Source organism: Pseudomonas sp. NFX71 (assembly GCF_048079215.1).
Classification (GTDB): domain Bacteria; phylum Pseudomonadota; class Gammaproteobacteria; order Pseudomonadales; family Pseudomonadaceae; genus Aquipseudomonas; species Aquipseudomonas fluorescens_B.
Genome location: NZ_CP182230.1, coordinates 5,176,231 through 5,191,637, shown reverse-complemented (window position 1 = coordinate 5,191,637; position 15,407 = coordinate 5,176,231). Strand labels below are relative to the sequence as shown.

Here is a 15,407-nt window from a genome sequence, read left to right as displayed (position 1 = left end):
TGCTTATCCAAAGGACGGAATTCAAGGCATGCTGGACGCAAACGCAACCCATATTTCCCTCACGCTGGAAGGCGTTTCCGTTGACCTTCAGGTACTCAGTTTCGTCGGTCGCGAAGCCCTCAATCAGCCCTTCTGTTTTGACATCGAACTGGTCAGCGCACGCCCCGACCTGAAGCTCGAAGAGTTGCTGCACAAGCGCGGCTGCCTGACGTTCGGCGCCACCGGCAAAGGCATCATTCACGGGCTGGTCTATCGCATCGAGCAAGGCGACTCCGGCAAAAGCCTGACCCGCTACAGCATCAGCCTGGTGCCGCAACTGGCGTACCTGCGGCATAACCATGACCAGCAGATCTTCCAGCACTTGACGGTGCCGAAGATCATCGCCCAGGTGCTCGAAGCCCGTGGCATCCTCGCCGACGCCTACAGCTTCCAGCTCGGCGCGATCTACCCGGAGCGCGTCTACTGCGTGCAGTACGACGAATCCGACCTGCATTTCATCCAGCGCCTGTGCGAAGAAGAAGGCATCCACTTCCATTTCCAGCACAGCAGCAGCGGCCACAAACTGGTATTCGGCGACGACCAGACGGTGTTCCGCAAACTGGCGCCCGTGGCCTATCAGCAAGACTCGGGCATGGCCGCCGAGAAACCGGTGATCAAGCGCTTCAACCTGCGCCTGGAAACCCGCACCACCCGCGTCAGTCGTCGCGATTACGATTTCGAAAAACCCCGCATCCTCCCGGAAGGCGCAGCTTCCAGGGCATTCTCCCCGGACCTGGAAGACTACGACTACCCCGGCCGTTTCACCGACCGTGCCCGCGGCAAGCAATTGGCAACCCGCGCCCTTGAGCGCCACCGTAGCGACTACAAACTCGCGGAAGGCAAAGGCGATCAACCGACACTGGTCAGCGGCCACTTCATGGCCCTGAGCGAACACCCGCGCGCCGAATGGAACGACCTCTGGCTGCTGCTGGAAGTGGTCCACGAAGGCAAACAACCGCAAGTGCTGGGCGAAAACGTCACCAGCGACGTCACCCAGAACAAAGACGATTTCCATCAGGGCTACCGCAACCGCTTCCTCGCCACGCCGTGGGACGCGCACTACCGCCCTGCCCTCGAACACCCGAAACCGCAAGTCCTCGGCAGCCAGACCGCCATCGTTACCGGCCCGCCCGGCGAAGAGATTCACTGCGACGAGTACGGCCGCGTCAAAGTGCAATTCCACTGGGACCGCGACGGCCAGGCCAACGACAAGACCAGCTGCTGGCTGCGCGTCGCCACCGGCTGGGCCGGCAGCGCCTACGGCGGCATTGCCATCCCCCGCGTAGGCATGGAAGTGCTCGTCACCTTCCTCGAGGGCGACCCCGACCAACCGCTGATCACCGGCTGCCTGTACCACAAGGAAAACGTCGTCCCCTACGACCTGCCGGCGAACAAAACCCGCAGCACCTTCAAGACCCTCAGCTCCCCGGGCGGCAAGGGCTACAACGAATTTCGCATCGAAGACAAAAAAGGCGCGGAACAGATCTACCTGCACGCCCAGCGCGACTGGGATGAAAACATCGAGCACGACCAGAAAATCCGCATCGGCAACGAGCGACATGACACGGTTGAGGCCAAGGTTTTCAGCGAGTTCAAGGTTGAAGAGCACCGGATCACGCATCTGGATCGCAAGACCGAAGCGCGGGCGGATGATCACCTCACTGTTGGTGTAACCCAGCATGTGAAGGTGGGGACGGCGCAGTTCGTAGAAGCTGGGCAGGAGATTCACTATAACGCCGGCAACAAGGTCGTGGTTGAAGGCGGGATGGAACTGACGGCCAAGGCTGGCGGGAGTTTCGTCAAGGTCGATGCGGGTGGCGTGACCATCAGCGGGGCTGAGGTGAAAGCCAACTCGGGGGGTGCGCCGGGTGCGGGGACCGGGATCGCAATCCTCACTCCGATTATCCCAGGTGCAGCTGCAGCCGCCATTGCGGGGCAACTATTGAGCAGCCCACCGGTTGGAAAATTTAACGCCGCCCCTGATTCGGCGCCACCTGCGGTGGAAGAGGAGCTTGAGGAAGAGGAAGAAGAGGTCGAGCTGGAAGACATCACCTTACGGGTTGGGATGTTCTTCGATGGGACGGGCAACAACCGCAACAACAGCGAGCGTGTGTTTGGCTGCTTTGCGCCGGACGTGAACCTGGAGGAAGCAGCTGAAGATATTCGTCAGTTCTGTGCGGCTCACGGTTATGACGGCAAGGGGAGTTCACCGGACAACAGCTATGGCAATGATGTCAGCAACGTGGCCCGGCTCTATGAACTTTATGAAGACCACTCGAACATAGCGAGGCCAATCGATGCCAAGACGGCCAGCCTGCGAGTTTATGTGGATGGCATCGGTACCAGCAGTACCGCAGAAGATTCCACTTTTTCGCAAGGCACAGGTATAGGTGTGCAGGGCGTCCGGGCGCGAGTGGAAGAAACACCGCCGCTTATTCTCAAGGCTATCCAAACATTTCAGGACAACAATCCCGATAAGCGCGTGGCGAAAATCGAATTCGATATTTTCGGCTTCAGCCGTGGCTCCGCAGCGGCAAGGGATTTTGCCAATGAGGTATTAAAGGGGAACCAAAGTATCCTCGCAAAAGTGTTGCCGATGGGTACTCCGATATTGTCGGACAGCTTTTCCTGGACGCCGCATTCTGATGTGTCCATAAATTTCATTGGCGTTTACGACACGGTTGCGGCTATTGCCAATCCGCTGGTGGGGGACTGGACTGGTAATAACGCTTATAACCCAGGGATCAATATCCATCTGGCGCCAGATGCGGCTAAGAAAGTCGTTCAATTGGTCGCTCGAAATGAACGGCGTTATAACTTTGCCCTCAACAGTCTTGGGTCGGCCGATATTGTCCTGCCTGGTGTGCATTCGGACCTGGGTGGCGGCTATTTACCCAAAGCGATGGAGCGCATCCTGCTCAGTAAACCGCGTCAAAGCGCGGTCGAAGAAAGGACGTCTTTCGCTGAAGCCAACAGTTACAAACGTGCCCAGCAAGACTTGAGTCGGCTTCAAGATCAACTGGCCCAATATAATCTTTCGTTGGAGATCCGGACTTGGGAGGTGCCGTTTCGTAGCACCGACAAAGACAATCGCAAAAACATGAAACACGTTTATGCCGCAGTCAGCAGCCAACGCGAAGTCCGCAGTGATTTGTCCTTGATTTACTTTCGGATCATGCGCGAACTGGCTGTGGAAAACGGAGTACCGTTTGGCGAGATTGACGAAGGCGAACCGCGACTAGCGCTGCCTGCGGAACTTGTTCCCATCTCCAAAAAAATGATGGACTACGCTCAGGGGAAAAGCAAAACAACAGGGCTGACTCCGCAGGAGGAGGAACTGCTGTTCCAACGCTACGTTCATATCTCCGATAACTGGAACGCCGCTAAAAGTCGAAATAATAGCGATCTGAATATCGTCTTCATTAATCGACCAGACGAAAACTCTGTGCGCACGGTGCATCCTAATGAGTAATTCTATCCGTATCGCTCTTGTCGTTTTTCTGCTCAGTGGCTGCACATTTGCTAGCAGTAGCTCAATGCCTTACAAAGCATGGACTCTGGGGTTCTCGGCTCCTGATTACATGGAGGTCTGGATCGAAACAGCCGATGTCGTCGACATTCAGGACCATGTGTTTCAACGTGCGGCGAGTGGCATCGCGTCAATGCAAGCACCTCCCAACAACGCCGGCAATCCACGTGGTTGGCCGAAAAGAGGGCCTGCCGGAGGCGGAAAACGTGTGACAGGGGCGGACTTGCCCCAACAGATCTATGTCCGCTGGCAATCGCTGGTCGAACCGCAAACCTACCTGATGGTGATAAAAATCCCCGAAGCCACTCGAGAGATCATGCGCAAGGGGGAGAAAGTGTTCTGCGCGGCCGATGGGAAATGGATCACAGGTTATCGTGATTCAATCGGCATAAGGCTGGTCCCCGGAGGTATCGCCAGAGTCTGGGTAGGCGGCCCTTGCATGACACCGATTGAGGTAACTACGGTAAAAGCCGTGATTGATCCGCGTGGCCCATATGAAGGTAAGTCTGGTGGTCACCACCGGCCCCTTTCAGCGGCTTCCAAAGCCTATGTCGAGAAGTTTGGTGTGCCGTACGACTCTTGGAAGTAGGTCAGAGCTGGCCCTTTAAGTACCCTGTATGCGAAGGGGGAACCTCGTCCGAATTGTTGAGAAGCGGTTGGTTAAATGGAAAGGGATGCAGCGTAATAGTTCTGCAGCCTCCTCCGGATCAAGCCACCCGAAAAAAGCGGAAAAAATCCTTAGCCAAAAAATACGGCGTATTAGGTTCTCTGAAAATTGACGCGTGACCGAAAATGAAAAAACGACAAAAATTTTTTAGTGAAACCCACTACAAAAACTTCCAAAAAGAGCATGACGAAGTACTCGAATTTTTGAAGACAAACACTTTTGAATCCGACTCTCCCGAGGAAGAAGCAGCACTTCGTTCAAGGCATTTGCAAAGGCTTGCACTGGACAGACTTTTTGCTGCTTACACGGCAGGGGAAGAAATAGTTTATTTAATACCTCTGCTTGACGATCTTATTGAAAAATACGAAATAAGACAGACCAAGTTACAGGAGCACGAAAACCTTCCTGATATATCCCCACTAGCAATTGACGACTGGCCTTACCAATATGAAGAATGCGTGCAGGTCATAGGTTTTTGTATATTACTACACCGCACCGACCTACTTAAACGCTTTGTAACGTTAATAGACAACGCGGGATATGCTGGTGATGACACCCTATATGAAGATCTACTTACCAAGTTGCTGCCCAACAGGCACGATGTTGATCAGTGGTTTCACGATCTCTACTCGCCTTTAGTTCAGGCAATCTATGCAGACAGCAAAGAGGAGGCAGCCAAGTTTCTTAAAAAATATTGCAGCCAATGGTATCCCGCATTTAAACAAGCACCATGGCACGACTTGCATCTACAAGGAGAAAATGGAAATTACGTCGGATACTGGGCAATAGAGGCGGGAGCTATTGCATTTCTGTACGGCATAGACGACAGCAAAATAGACCATATGGTTTATCCGAAAGCTTTGGTCGAATATGCTAGAAACTATAAGGGTGCATTGGGCTCACAGACTAATCGAGTTGTTGCCGGTGACCCCTGCAGTAAAACGGGCTATTGGTTCACACCGGCTCAAGCAAACTCAAGACGCCACTTCCAGCAAGGTGAAACTATGCCGAGCATCAGTGACTCGAAGTGGGGAGATACACTTTGGTATTGGTCGAGCGAAGAATAGACCCTGTATAACTCCGCTCAGTGTTCATTCGTGACCCTGAGCGAAGAAGCGTTGCGGCAGATTGCGACTATGGCCCGTCGGAAACGGTCATCCATAAAATCACAAATATTTAAGCCAGTGCCTTTTTCAGAAACGGACGTCGAACTCAACTCATGGAACTTCATTTCACCATAACCCCCGCACTTACCCAGTCCCGATTGGCTGGAGAAACAGATATTCGATGCAGGAAAACTGCGTGCTGAACTCGACGAGATCATTACCGGCGTGAAAGGCTCCTCTACATTCCAGAGCCTTCCTAACTGGGCGAAAACATCCGTCGTCACTGTCCTCGCCGCCTCCCGCGACAACATGCCGGCCATGGTGGGGATTGTTGAGAAGCGGTTGGTTAAATGGAAAGGGATGCAGCGTAATAGTTCTGCGGCATCTTCCGGTTCCACCCACCCTAAGAAAGCAGATAAGCCCGCAAGTAAAGATGCGACAGTTGCAACACATGGTAAAGATGATCCAAGCGCAGGACACTCGAACAAGCCCGCAAATTCCAAACTAGGCATACAGACCGCTGACATTCTTAACGAAGGGCTGGGAGTATGTGGTGAGCATATAGCAGACTATATTTGTGCAGAGACCTTTGGTTGGGGAAAACAATGGGATGGGCACGATAAAGGTGCGGACGGCAAATGGTTGAGTGGAAATCCAAACAGCAACACTTTTGGCAAACTGTCAAAAGGTGGTCTTCCGAAAGCAAGACATGTCCTTTACAAACTGACCGATGGTGCTAACGGCACCGGTATTGATTCAATTTGGCGAGCAGACCCAGCGACTAACGGTAACAAGAAGTTTGCCATCGTCGAAGCCAAGGCTAGCAAGCGAGAAGATGCTCCAAAATTTTTGCAGATTGAAGGTACCAAACAAAAAATCGCATCAAAACTGGGCCTTTCAGGTGTAGTTGACCCTTCCGAGTTACTCGAACCTATCATTGATGCAGAAGGCACCAAGACAGAACCAGCAAAAAAGAAGGCAGGGGGCAAAATGGGAGGAAAAGCGGGTGGCAAATCTACCCAGCCCCACCCTAAACCAGAACCAGCCGCGAATGGCGCTAAAAAAAGCGGCAAAAAGAAAAAGTATTTTGTGCAGATGAGTCGTGTGTGGATCAATGACAAATTGCCGCTTGCAATTAAGGATATTGTTTTAAAAGAAGAAATTATGATGTCGTACAATCGACATCTTTTTTTCACACCACTTTATCATTCTAGTTTCAGTCCGAAAGCACATGCGCAAGCACAATTAGCAAGTGCAGCAGAAGCAACACACCGTGAACATATCGGCTTTCACTACGACGAAGAGGAAGTACGTGTGGCCGTCAACAAGCGGCTGGCTTCGCTCAGAAAGAAACTTGGTGAATTGGATATTCTTAAGGAAGAGGCCAAACGAACAGCATGAACAGACGACAAAAATTTATTTTTGATTCTTACTATCAAAAATCTATAAATCTTTACGATACGACTGAGTTGCGTTGGATTGGTAAAACAATGCAGGCAGACTCTCCAGCCCAAGAGAAATCCTTACGTACTGGATACTTCAAAGATGCAGCCTTTAACGCTTTACAGATCAGTTATACCGCTGGAGAACCCATTGAGAGCCTTATACCTCGACTAGAAAAACTTATAAAACACTACGAAATTTATCAGCAAGCACTTGCTGACGAGGAAGGTGAACCGGATATTTCACCATTGGCCATCGACGACTGGCCTGGACAGTATGAAGAGTGCGTTCAAGTAATAAGCCTTTGCATTCTGTTGCATCGTACGGACCTGTTGACTCGCTTTGTCGCATTGTTAGACCGTGCAGGGTATGCCAAGGAAGATACCCTTTACGAAGACCTGCTGCGCAAGCATCTGCCTGGACGCGCAGATTTAGACGAGTGGTATCACGATCACTACACACTGCTTATCAGAGCGATCTACGCAACCGACCCAGAAGAGGCCAGCGACTTACTAAAGCAATATTGCAAGCAGTGGTATCCCGCCTTTGCAAAACTGCAAACCAGCTGGCACGACAGTCATTTAGATATTGAAGACGACGATGGAAGTTACGTCGGCTATTGGGCCTTTGAGGCCGCAGCAGCTGCTTTTTTGTACGGCATTGATGACAGCAAGTTGGATCATTTGGTATACCCGAAGGATCTGGTGGAGTATGCCCGGGTTAACTCACAGTCCGCTACAACGCAAATTGGTCGTATCGAAGCGGGAAAACCGTGCAGTAAAACAGGCTATTGGTTTACTCCAGCAAAATCTGATTCTCGCCGTTACTTCAATCAAGGCGAGGTAATGCCGGGGTTCAGTGACTCCCATTGGGGCGACACTATTTGGTATTGGTCGGCTGAAGAATAATTTTCGCGATCGCTTGTGTAGAGCTAAGACAGATGGGCGGAAAGCCGCCCATCGCGCAGATGGTCTCCGCTGCGGCAGGAGAGAAACACAATTTATATGGATCAACGCTTGAAACGATGAAAACCAGACAACGATATTTTAGTGAAAACCGTTACGAAATCTTTTTAAAAGAACATGACGAGGCGACTGAGTTTTTCACGACTAAAACTTTTAAATCCGACTCCCCCGAGGGAGAGGCCACACTTCGCTCAAGATTTTTTCAACGATTAGCTCTTCGCAAGCTTTTGGCGGCATACACCGCAGGAGAAGAAATACCATCTCTAGCCTTTCTGCTTGAGGACCTAGTTGATAAGTATGAAATCAGACAGGCAAAACTAGCAAAGTCTGAACAATCTCCTGACATATCGCCACTCTCCATAGACGATTGGCCACACGAATATGAAGAGTGCGTACAAGTCATTGGCTTTTGCGCCCTATTACATCGCGCTGATCTGCTTAAGCGATTCGTAAGGTTAATCGACAATGCAGGCTATGTGGGCGACGACACGTTATATGAAGATTTACTTTGCAAAATACTGCCTAACAGACACGATGTAGACCAGTGGTATCACGATGTATATTCGCCTCTCGTTCAGGCGATCTACATCGAAGATAAAGAAAAGGCATCAAATCTGCTTCAGCAGTATTGCGAACAGTGGTACTCAGCCTTCGAGCAAGCACCTTGGCACGACACCCATCTCCAAGGAGAGGACGGCAACTACGTTGGATATTGGGCTATCGAGGCCGGTGCCATTGCCTTTTTATACGGCATAGACGACAGCAAAATTGATCACATGGTTTATCCCAAGGATCTGGTTGAGTACGCCAGGAGCTTCACTGCTTCGACTACGCCGCTGTCGGACATCTAGATTCAAAGCCTGCCCACAGGAGGCAGGCTCATTTTGCAGGTGCGACGTCAGGCAGGCGCCTTCCAGCTCAGCATTCGTTGCTGCGCAACCTTCAGTAAATCGCAACCGTCCTGCGTCAGCAGATAAAGCGCGTGGGTGATGTGCGGAATGTCTTGCACGTCACCGTCTTTGAAACACTGGATATGGAGCGTTTCCAGTAAATCACTGGAGGCGCGGATGCGCTGGAGGGCGGCTTCGAGGATGTCTTGGGGGTTGGCTTCTGTGTCGATGACCAGGGGGGATGAGTCAGTGACACTGCTTTTGATGGAGCGGTAACGTTCGGGGAAAGGATTTATCGTTGTCATAGCTAGTTACTCATCTGTTTTGAAGTAACCGCCAGCATCGTGACCAAACGATGGGAGGCGGACCGTGTACAGGTTTGGTCAACTGAGAACAGTAACTCAGCTCGCCCGAAGGCGTCCTGCACACAGCCGCCACAACATTGCGCTATGCGAACAGAGATGCTCGCAAAGCGAATGATGTCACAGTTATGTGCACTGTTTAATCAGGTGACCAAACCTGTTCGCTGATTTTGCAGCGAGCCCAAACAGTAATCGCAACGCCCCATCAGCCGAAAGTCGACAAAGCATCCATCCTTGTAGGACGAAGCCGAAGCTAACAAGGATTCTTACCCCAACGAATCGCCTGACAGGATATCCCCACAAGACAGGTAATTTTGTTCACTTAAGCGCGGGTACCCACATTTGTGGCGAGGGGATTCATCCCCGTTCGGCTGCGAAGCAGTCGCCAAACCTTTTGGCCGGAATGCTGGGGCCGCTTCGCGACCCAACGGGGCGGTGCGACGTTTCGCTGAATCCCCTCGCCACAGGTTTCTTGCCTGCCTGAAGATTTTCTGTTTCTTGTCTGCCTGAAAATTTTCTTAAGTGAAAGCATTACACACGACAGACGGCCTTCAGCCCGGTTAACCATCGCTTAACGCTGCGGTCCAAAACTTTACTGGACCGCACGCCCTCAGGTTCTTCTGACGCCCAGTGCGGCAGGCTCGACGCCCGTTACGTCGAGCTGACTTTCCGTCTGCACTGGAGATCGCTCATGAACATGCGCACTTTGCTGGTTACCGCCGCCCTCGCCTGCACCGGGTTTGCCGGGCTGGCCCAGGCCAACACCACCGCTTCTTCGCAAGCGGTGCCCTATGAATACGGCATGCCGCTGCACGTCACCAAGGTGGTTGCGCTGACCGAACCTTCTACCTTGGAATGCAAAGTCATCACGGCGGACATGAAGTACATCGATGCGGCAGGCAAACCCGCAGAGATCACGTATCGCAAACTGTCCGATGCGTGCAGTTATCAGAATTGATCGGAAACAACGAGCGCGGGTCTGGCGTTATTGCCAGACCCGGAATGTGACGACGGCGAGTTAAAGCGCTTGCCTGTCGGGGTGCAGCGTCTGGGTGTTGGCCTGATGCTCCATGTCGGAGCGCAATTCATTGATCAGGTCTTTTATTTCCCGACATCCATTGAGCGAATTGGCATCGATGCCTGTTTTCAGTAGTTCCAATTGATCGGTTTCACCGTCCGAATACACCTTGACGGTCATTTTCAGGTCCGGCGAGAGCGTGCATTGACAACGTTTCGGCAGAAAACTGCTTTCTACGATGTTGCGGAGTTCCAAGGCAGAAAGAAACATGGCGACCCTCTCCTGAGTGTGAGACAGCCCATCAAACAGCGAACACTGACTCTGTAAAAAAACCGGTCAGCTTTAAGGAACAGCTACAGCATAAAACATGCCTGATATTTCGCCCTGCAGCTCATCGGCAAATCAATGGTTTAGCCAACTCGCCTGCAAACAGCCTCATGCAATATGCAAGAAAGCCGGTTTCGGGCGATGCAAATTGCAATTTTGGCGAGGACCGGTTTGCATTGACGACGCACGACAGTAAAAATGCGGCCGTTTTATTCAGTATCCGCTGACCCTACTCACACGCAAGGAGGCATCATGGGTTCATTGACCTGCATCACTACCGTTGGGCTGATAGTTGCCGGACTATCGACCGTCGCTCACGCGGCGAAACTTGAAGACGTTGCCCCCTTCCCCAAGCCCGAAAGCGGCTTTACACGGCAAGTCATTCACCTGGCGCCACAGGAGCAGGAAGGCAACTACCAGGTCGAGATTCTTGCCGGCAAGACCTTGACCGTGGACTGCAATCGTCAGCGCCTGGGCGGCATGCTCGATGAGAAAAACCTCGAGGGATGGGGCTACCCGTTCTACCGCCTGGAAAAAGTGATCGGCCCGATGAGTACGCTGATGGCCTGTCCCGATGGCAAAAGCAAACAGGACTTCGTCCCGGTGGTCGGCGACGGCTTCATGTTGCGCTACAACAGTAAGCTGCCGATCGTGCTTTATGTGCCCAAGGACGTTGAGGTTCGTTATCGGGTCTGGTCGGCGTCCAGCAAGGTCGAAAAGGCTGTTCAGGAATAACCATCAAATGTGAAACCTGTGGGAGATTGGGTAATTGCTTGGCCTCCTGCGCCCGCTCACGCCGGGGCGCCGCTCAATGCGGCGCGTTCGGCGACATGGCGCAAGCTGTCGAAGTTGATGTTGGCGCCGGAATCAATGGCCACGAACGTTTGACCACGCACGCCCGTCTGCGCCACGTACTTTTTAATGCCCGCCACGGCCAACGCGCCGGAAGGTTCGGTGATCGAGCGGGTATCGTCGTAGATGTTCTTGATCGCGGTACAGAGTTCGTCGTTGCTGACGGTCAGCACCTCGTCGACGCAAAACCGGCAGACTTCGAAACCATGAGCGCCGATCTGCGCCACGGCGACGCCATCGGCGAATGTGCCTACGTTCGGCAGGACGATACGCTCGCCGGCCTGTAGGGCGGCCAACAGACACGCGGAATGTTCCGACTCGACGCCGATGATGCGGACTTCAGGGCGCAGGTATTTGACGTACGCGGCGATGCCCGCGATCAGACCGCCACCGCCCACCGGCACGAAGATCGCGTCAAGCGGCCCTTGGTGCTGGCGCAGGATTTCCATGGCGACGGTGCCCTGCCCGGCGATCACGTCCGGGTCGTCGAAGGGCGAGACGAAGGTGCGGCCCGTCTGCTCTGCCAGGTTCAAGGCGTAAGCCAAGGCAAACGGAAAACTCTCCCCGTGCAGCACGGCATCGGCGCCCCGGCTGCGGACCCCGACCACCTTCAATTCCGGCGTTGTGGCGGGCATGACGATGGTCGCGGCAATCCCTAACTCACGCGCTGCCAGCGCCACGCCTTGTGCATGATTGCCGGCAGACGCGGTGATCACGCCATGGGCCTTTTGCGCGTCGCTCAGTTGCACCAGTTTGTTGTAGGCGCCACGGATCTTGAAGGAAAAGGTTGGCTGCAGATCCTCGCGTTTCAACAGGATCTGGTTGCCCAAGGCTTCCGACAATGCCGGCGCCGCTTGCAATGGCGTGCGCACCGCCAGTTCGTACACGGGCGCAGCAAGGATCTTTTTGACGTAGTGCTCCAGCAGGGTTTGCTGGGCGGGTGTGCTATCCATGGTCGTCTCCTGTTGTACACGGCAGCTCCTACGCCGTGTGTTGGTTTAAAACCCTGGAGACAGAAAGTAAAAACCCGCCTCTAGGGCGGGTTGGGTGCTGCAGTCGTGAGCTAGCCCGCCAAATGAGGAATGGCGGTAATAATGCTTGGCTGGCAGCGCAATACGGTGGAAGTCATGTCTGGAAATTAGCCGGGCGCCGAGGGCAAGTCAATGGTCAATTTCCTGCGGCTTCTGTAGGCTCGTGATTCTGCTCATTGTCCAAGGAAGGAAACCATGAAGGCTGTCGCCCTGCCCCTGATTGCCCTGCTCGCTTTCGCCGGCTACACCGTTTCGGTGATGCTCCAGGCCGAACAGTCGTTGATCGAGTTTGGCATCAGCCTGATGTCGCGGCCTGATACGGCGCAGGTGGTGATTGATCTGTACCTGCTGGCGACGCTGGCCGGGGTGTGGATGTACACGGATGCGCGTAAACGCGGGCGGTCGGCATTGTCCGTCATTCCCTATCTTTTGCTTACTGCGGTTTTTGTGTCGGTTGGGCCGTTGTTATATCTCGTGGTTCGTGGGTTGCAGGACAGAAAAAAGTCTGTCGACGCCGAACAAGTGGCCTGATTCGGGATTCGTGGGGTTAATGACATAGCTATCGCGAGCAGGCTCGCTCCCACAGGGGATCTGTGTTTATCACCCCGACGACTGTGGGAGACCGGCTTGCCGGCGAAGGCGGCATCCCTGACGCCAAGTTCATTTCGCCAACCGCCGGAGCCCCAACACCATCACCCCCGCCCCCAGCATCATCGCCGTCAGAAACAACGGGTACGACACCCACCACGGCGTGCCCGCCGTCATCATGCTGAACTCGGACATGCCGCCGATGCTCGCAATCAGGTTCAGCGGCAGGAACACCACGTTGATCAGCGTCAGTTTGCGCAGCAGGTTGTTCATGCTGTTGTTCATCAGGTTGCCCCGAGCATCGATCAGCCCGGAGAACACCGTGGAGTAGATTTCCGCCTGCTTGTAGCACTGGTTGTTTTCGATGATCAGGTCGTCGATCAGGCCGATGGCTTCGGCGCTGAAACGCTGTTTTTCCGCGTGGTTGCGCAGCCGGGTCAGGACCGCGCCGTTGCTGTGAATCGCGTTGATGTAATAGATCAGGCTTTCGCTGAGGTTGAACATCTGAATCAGGTGCTGGTTTTGCATCGACGCGTTGAATTTTTGCTGCAACTCCCGCGCGACCAGTTTGATCACCTTGAGGTGGCCCAGGTAGTGGTGGATGTTGTTGAACAGCAGGTCGAGCAATACATCCAGTGGCGTGTTCAACTTCTGCCGGGTGCCGAGCCCGTGCAGCGGCGAATCGTCGGTGGCGATCACCAGCAAACGCTGGTCACAAAACAGCAAACCGCAGGACGACACTTCGAACGCCAGGCTGCCTGCGCCGGAATAGTTTTCCGGACGCTTCCAGATCAGGAACAAATTGTCGGGGTGAAACTCGATCCGCGACACCTCGTCCGGGTCCAGCGCCGAGGCCAGCGCGTGTTCATCGAGCTTGAAATGGCTGTGCAGCAAGTCGCGCTCGGCCGCGTCGGGGTTGCTGAACAGCATCACTTCGGCGTCCAGCCGTTCGACCGCCTGCAGCGCACCGTGGGTCAGTTGAAAGCTCTTGATCATCGGCCGGTCACCAGGCCTGACCGCGACGTTTCAGTTCCAGGCGTCGGACGAACTCTTCCAGTACCAGTGAGTACAAATCGTCCTGCAAGTAGGCGTCTTCGATGCCGGCGTCCATGTTCGGGTTGTCGTTGACCTCGATCACCACCACCTTGTCGCCGGACTGCTTGAGGTCGACGCCGTAGAGGCCGTCGCCGATGAGGTTGGCGGTTTTCACCGCCAGCTCCACGACGGCGCGCGGCGCTTCATGGACTGCCAGCGTGCGGCATTCGCCGTTGATGTCCTGCCCCTTGGCCTTGTGGTTGTAAATCTGCCAATGCCCCTTGGACATGAAGTACTGGCAGGCAAAGATCGGTTTGCGGTTGAGTACGCCGATGCGCCAGTCGTACTCGGTGTAGAAAAATTCCTGAGCCAGCAACAACACCGAATGTTCGAACAGCTCGGCTGTCGCCTCGAGCAAGGCTTGCTGGCTTTCAACCTTGATCACGCCGCGAGAGAAACAACCGTCGGGAATCTTCAACACCAGCGGAAACCCCAGCCGCTCACCGACCCGTTCGAAGTCTTCCGGTCGCTCCTTGTAGAGGATTTCGGTGGCGGGCATGCCCAGCTGATGGCTTTTGAGCAGGTCAGTCAGGTAGACCTTGTTGGTGCAGCGCAGGATCGACGCGGGATCATCCATGACCACCAGCCCTTCGCTCTCGGCTTTCTTGGCGAAGCGGTAGGTGTGGTTGTCGACGCTGGTCGTCTCGCGGATCAGCAGGCCGTCGTATTCGGCAATGCGCGCGTAGTCCTTGCGCTCGATCAGCTCCACGTCGATGCCCAACGTCTTGCCGACGCGTACGAAATTGTCCAGCGCCTTGGGGTTGGACGGCGGCAGAGCTTCCTGCGGATCGTGCAAAATTGCCAGGTCATAGCGGGCCAAGCGTCGCGAACGGGGCATGCGCCAGATCTTGCGACTGAAACTGTCCAGCGAGTTGGCAAACTGATCTTCCTGATCTTCGCGCAACTTGTGCAGCGCACCTGATTTGACGCCTTCAATGTGCCAGCCATTAGTTCGACGGAACTCCACCAATAATATCGGGCACGGAAATACTTCAAATAACTGTCGCGCCAGATCCTGTAACGGCTCGATATTGGTCCGGCCAAAGTAAAGTGTCAGCGTGAAGCCTTCGGTATCGCTGTAAAGATGATTGCTCAGGGCTTTTTCCAGCGGTTTGTCCAGATCATCGAGGGCCAGGCCGTAGAGGGATTTCTTGGTCAGTTCGCTGATGGTCCGCACCGACGGAATGACCTTGTGCCCCCGCGCCTCGGCCAGCAGCGAGCAGTAATAGCCGTGCCCCAGGTACTTGTAGCTGCGGCACAGGTTGATCACCTGGACCCGTTTTCCCTGCTCGCTGTCGCGGGTCTGTTCGAGGTATTCCTGAGCCGTGACGATGTCTTCGCTGGGAAAGTAGGACGCCCAGTCTTCCTTGCGTTCGACAATGATAATCAACTGGCTGGAAGTTCTAACCGTGTCATTTAAATAAGTTGCCGCCGGCAAAGTTTGCTCGGATACTTCGCGCCAATGACCCTGTACCGCTGACATAGTGATTGATCC

The 15,407-nt window shown here is 54.1% G+C and carries 13 protein-coding genes and 1 pseudogene; 9 read left to right on the top strand and 5 right to left on the bottom strand.

What is annotated here, in order from left to right:
• Positions 1–28: 28 nt before the first annotated feature.
• The 6 genes from tssI (at position 29) to ACM1ZW_RS24265 (ending at position 8,600) form a co-directional block, all read left to right on the top strand.
• Positions 29–3,511: a type VI secretion system tip protein TssI/VgrG gene (gene tssI / locus ACM1ZW_RS24290; protein ID WP_416739522.1), complete on the top strand. Its 3,483-nt coding sequence runs from the start codon at positions 29–31 to the stop codon at positions 3,509–3,511.
• Complete coding sequence (locus ACM1ZW_RS24285; protein WP_017338719.1) at positions 3,504–4,157, top strand: DUF2931 family protein; 654 nt, start codon at positions 3,504–3,506, stop codon at positions 4,155–4,157. The genes tssI and ACM1ZW_RS24285 overlap by 8 nt, the downstream gene beginning before the upstream one ends.
• Positions 4,158–4,360: 203 nt before the next feature.
• Entirely contained in the window at positions 4,361–5,302 is a 942-nt protein-coding gene (locus tag ACM1ZW_RS24280; protein WP_416739521.1) for a PoNe immunity protein domain-containing protein, read from the top strand.
• Positions 5,303–5,566: 264 nt separating this feature from the next.
• Positions 5,567–6,742, top strand: a complete 1,176-nt coding sequence (locus tag ACM1ZW_RS24275; protein WP_416739520.1) for a hypothetical protein — start codon at positions 5,567–5,569, stop codon at positions 6,740–6,742.
• Positions 6,739–7,692, top strand: coding sequence for a PoNe immunity protein domain-containing protein (locus tag ACM1ZW_RS24270; RefSeq protein WP_416739519.1), 954 nt, complete (start codon positions 6,739–6,741; stop codon positions 7,690–7,692). Before ACM1ZW_RS24275 ends, ACM1ZW_RS24270 begins: the two co-directional genes overlap by 4 nt.
• Positions 7,693–7,808: 116 nt before the next feature.
• On the top strand, positions 7,809–8,600 hold the full coding sequence (locus ACM1ZW_RS24265) for a PoNe immunity protein domain-containing protein (RefSeq protein WP_414883959.1): 792 nt from the start codon (positions 7,809–7,811) through the stop codon (positions 8,598–8,600).
• A gap of 47 nt (positions 8,601–8,647) precedes the next feature.
• Here ACM1ZW_RS24265 and ACM1ZW_RS24260 read toward each other — a convergent pair whose 3' ends face one another.
• Complete coding sequence (locus ACM1ZW_RS24260) at positions 8,648–8,944, bottom strand: hypothetical protein (RefSeq protein ID WP_416739518.1); 297 nt, start codon at positions 8,942–8,944, stop codon at positions 8,648–8,650.
• A gap of 748 nt (positions 8,945–9,692) precedes the next feature.
• On the opposite strand from ACM1ZW_RS24260, the gene ACM1ZW_RS24255 reads away from it, so the two are divergent.
• Positions 9,693–9,959 carry a DUF2790 domain-containing protein gene (locus tag ACM1ZW_RS24255; protein ID WP_414879117.1) on the top strand — a complete coding sequence of 89 codons (267 nt, stop codon included), beginning with the start codon at positions 9,693–9,695 and terminating at the stop codon, positions 9,957–9,959.
• 60 nt (positions 9,960–10,019) lie between these two features.
• Here ACM1ZW_RS24255 and ACM1ZW_RS24250 read toward each other — a convergent pair whose 3' ends face one another.
• Positions 10,020–10,289, bottom strand: coding sequence for a DUF1652 domain-containing protein (locus ACM1ZW_RS24250; RefSeq protein WP_017338712.1), 270 nt, complete (start codon positions 10,287–10,289; stop codon positions 10,020–10,022).
• 309 nt (positions 10,290–10,598) lie between these two features.
• Between ACM1ZW_RS24250 and eco the strand changes: the two genes are divergently transcribed.
• Positions 10,599–11,081 carry a serine protease inhibitor ecotin gene (eco, locus tag ACM1ZW_RS24245; protein ID WP_017338711.1) on the top strand — a complete coding sequence of 161 codons (483 nt, stop codon included), beginning with the start codon at positions 10,599–10,601 and terminating at the stop codon, positions 11,079–11,081.
• Positions 11,082–11,155: 74 nt separating this feature from the next.
• On the opposite strand, the pseudogene ilvA reads toward eco, so the two are convergent.
• Positions 11,156–12,151 (bottom strand): annotated as a pseudogene (ilvA, locus tag ACM1ZW_RS24240) (threonine ammonia-lyase, biosynthetic); the annotation flags it as partial.
• A 273-nt stretch (positions 12,152–12,424) separates the two neighbouring features.
• Between ilvA and ACM1ZW_RS24235 the strand changes: the two are divergent.
• Positions 12,425–12,760, top strand: coding sequence for a DUF2834 domain-containing protein (locus ACM1ZW_RS24235; protein WP_416739517.1), 336 nt, complete (start codon positions 12,425–12,427; stop codon positions 12,758–12,760).
• A gap of 129 nt (positions 12,761–12,889) precedes the next feature.
• Here the strand turns inward: ACM1ZW_RS24235 and ACM1ZW_RS24230 are convergent, their stop codons facing one another.
• Both ACM1ZW_RS24230 and ACM1ZW_RS24225 read right to left on the bottom strand, forming a co-directional pair.
• Positions 12,890–13,813 carry a magnesium transporter CorA family protein gene (locus tag ACM1ZW_RS24230; RefSeq protein WP_017338708.1) on the bottom strand — a complete coding sequence of 308 codons (924 nt, stop codon included), beginning with the start codon at positions 13,811–13,813 and terminating at the stop codon, positions 12,890–12,892.
• Between the two features lie 7 nt (positions 13,814–13,820).
• Complete coding sequence (locus ACM1ZW_RS24225) at positions 13,821–15,395, bottom strand: RimK family protein (protein WP_017338707.1); 1,575 nt, start codon at positions 15,393–15,395, stop codon at positions 13,821–13,823.
• Positions 15,396–15,407: the final 12 nt, after the last annotated feature.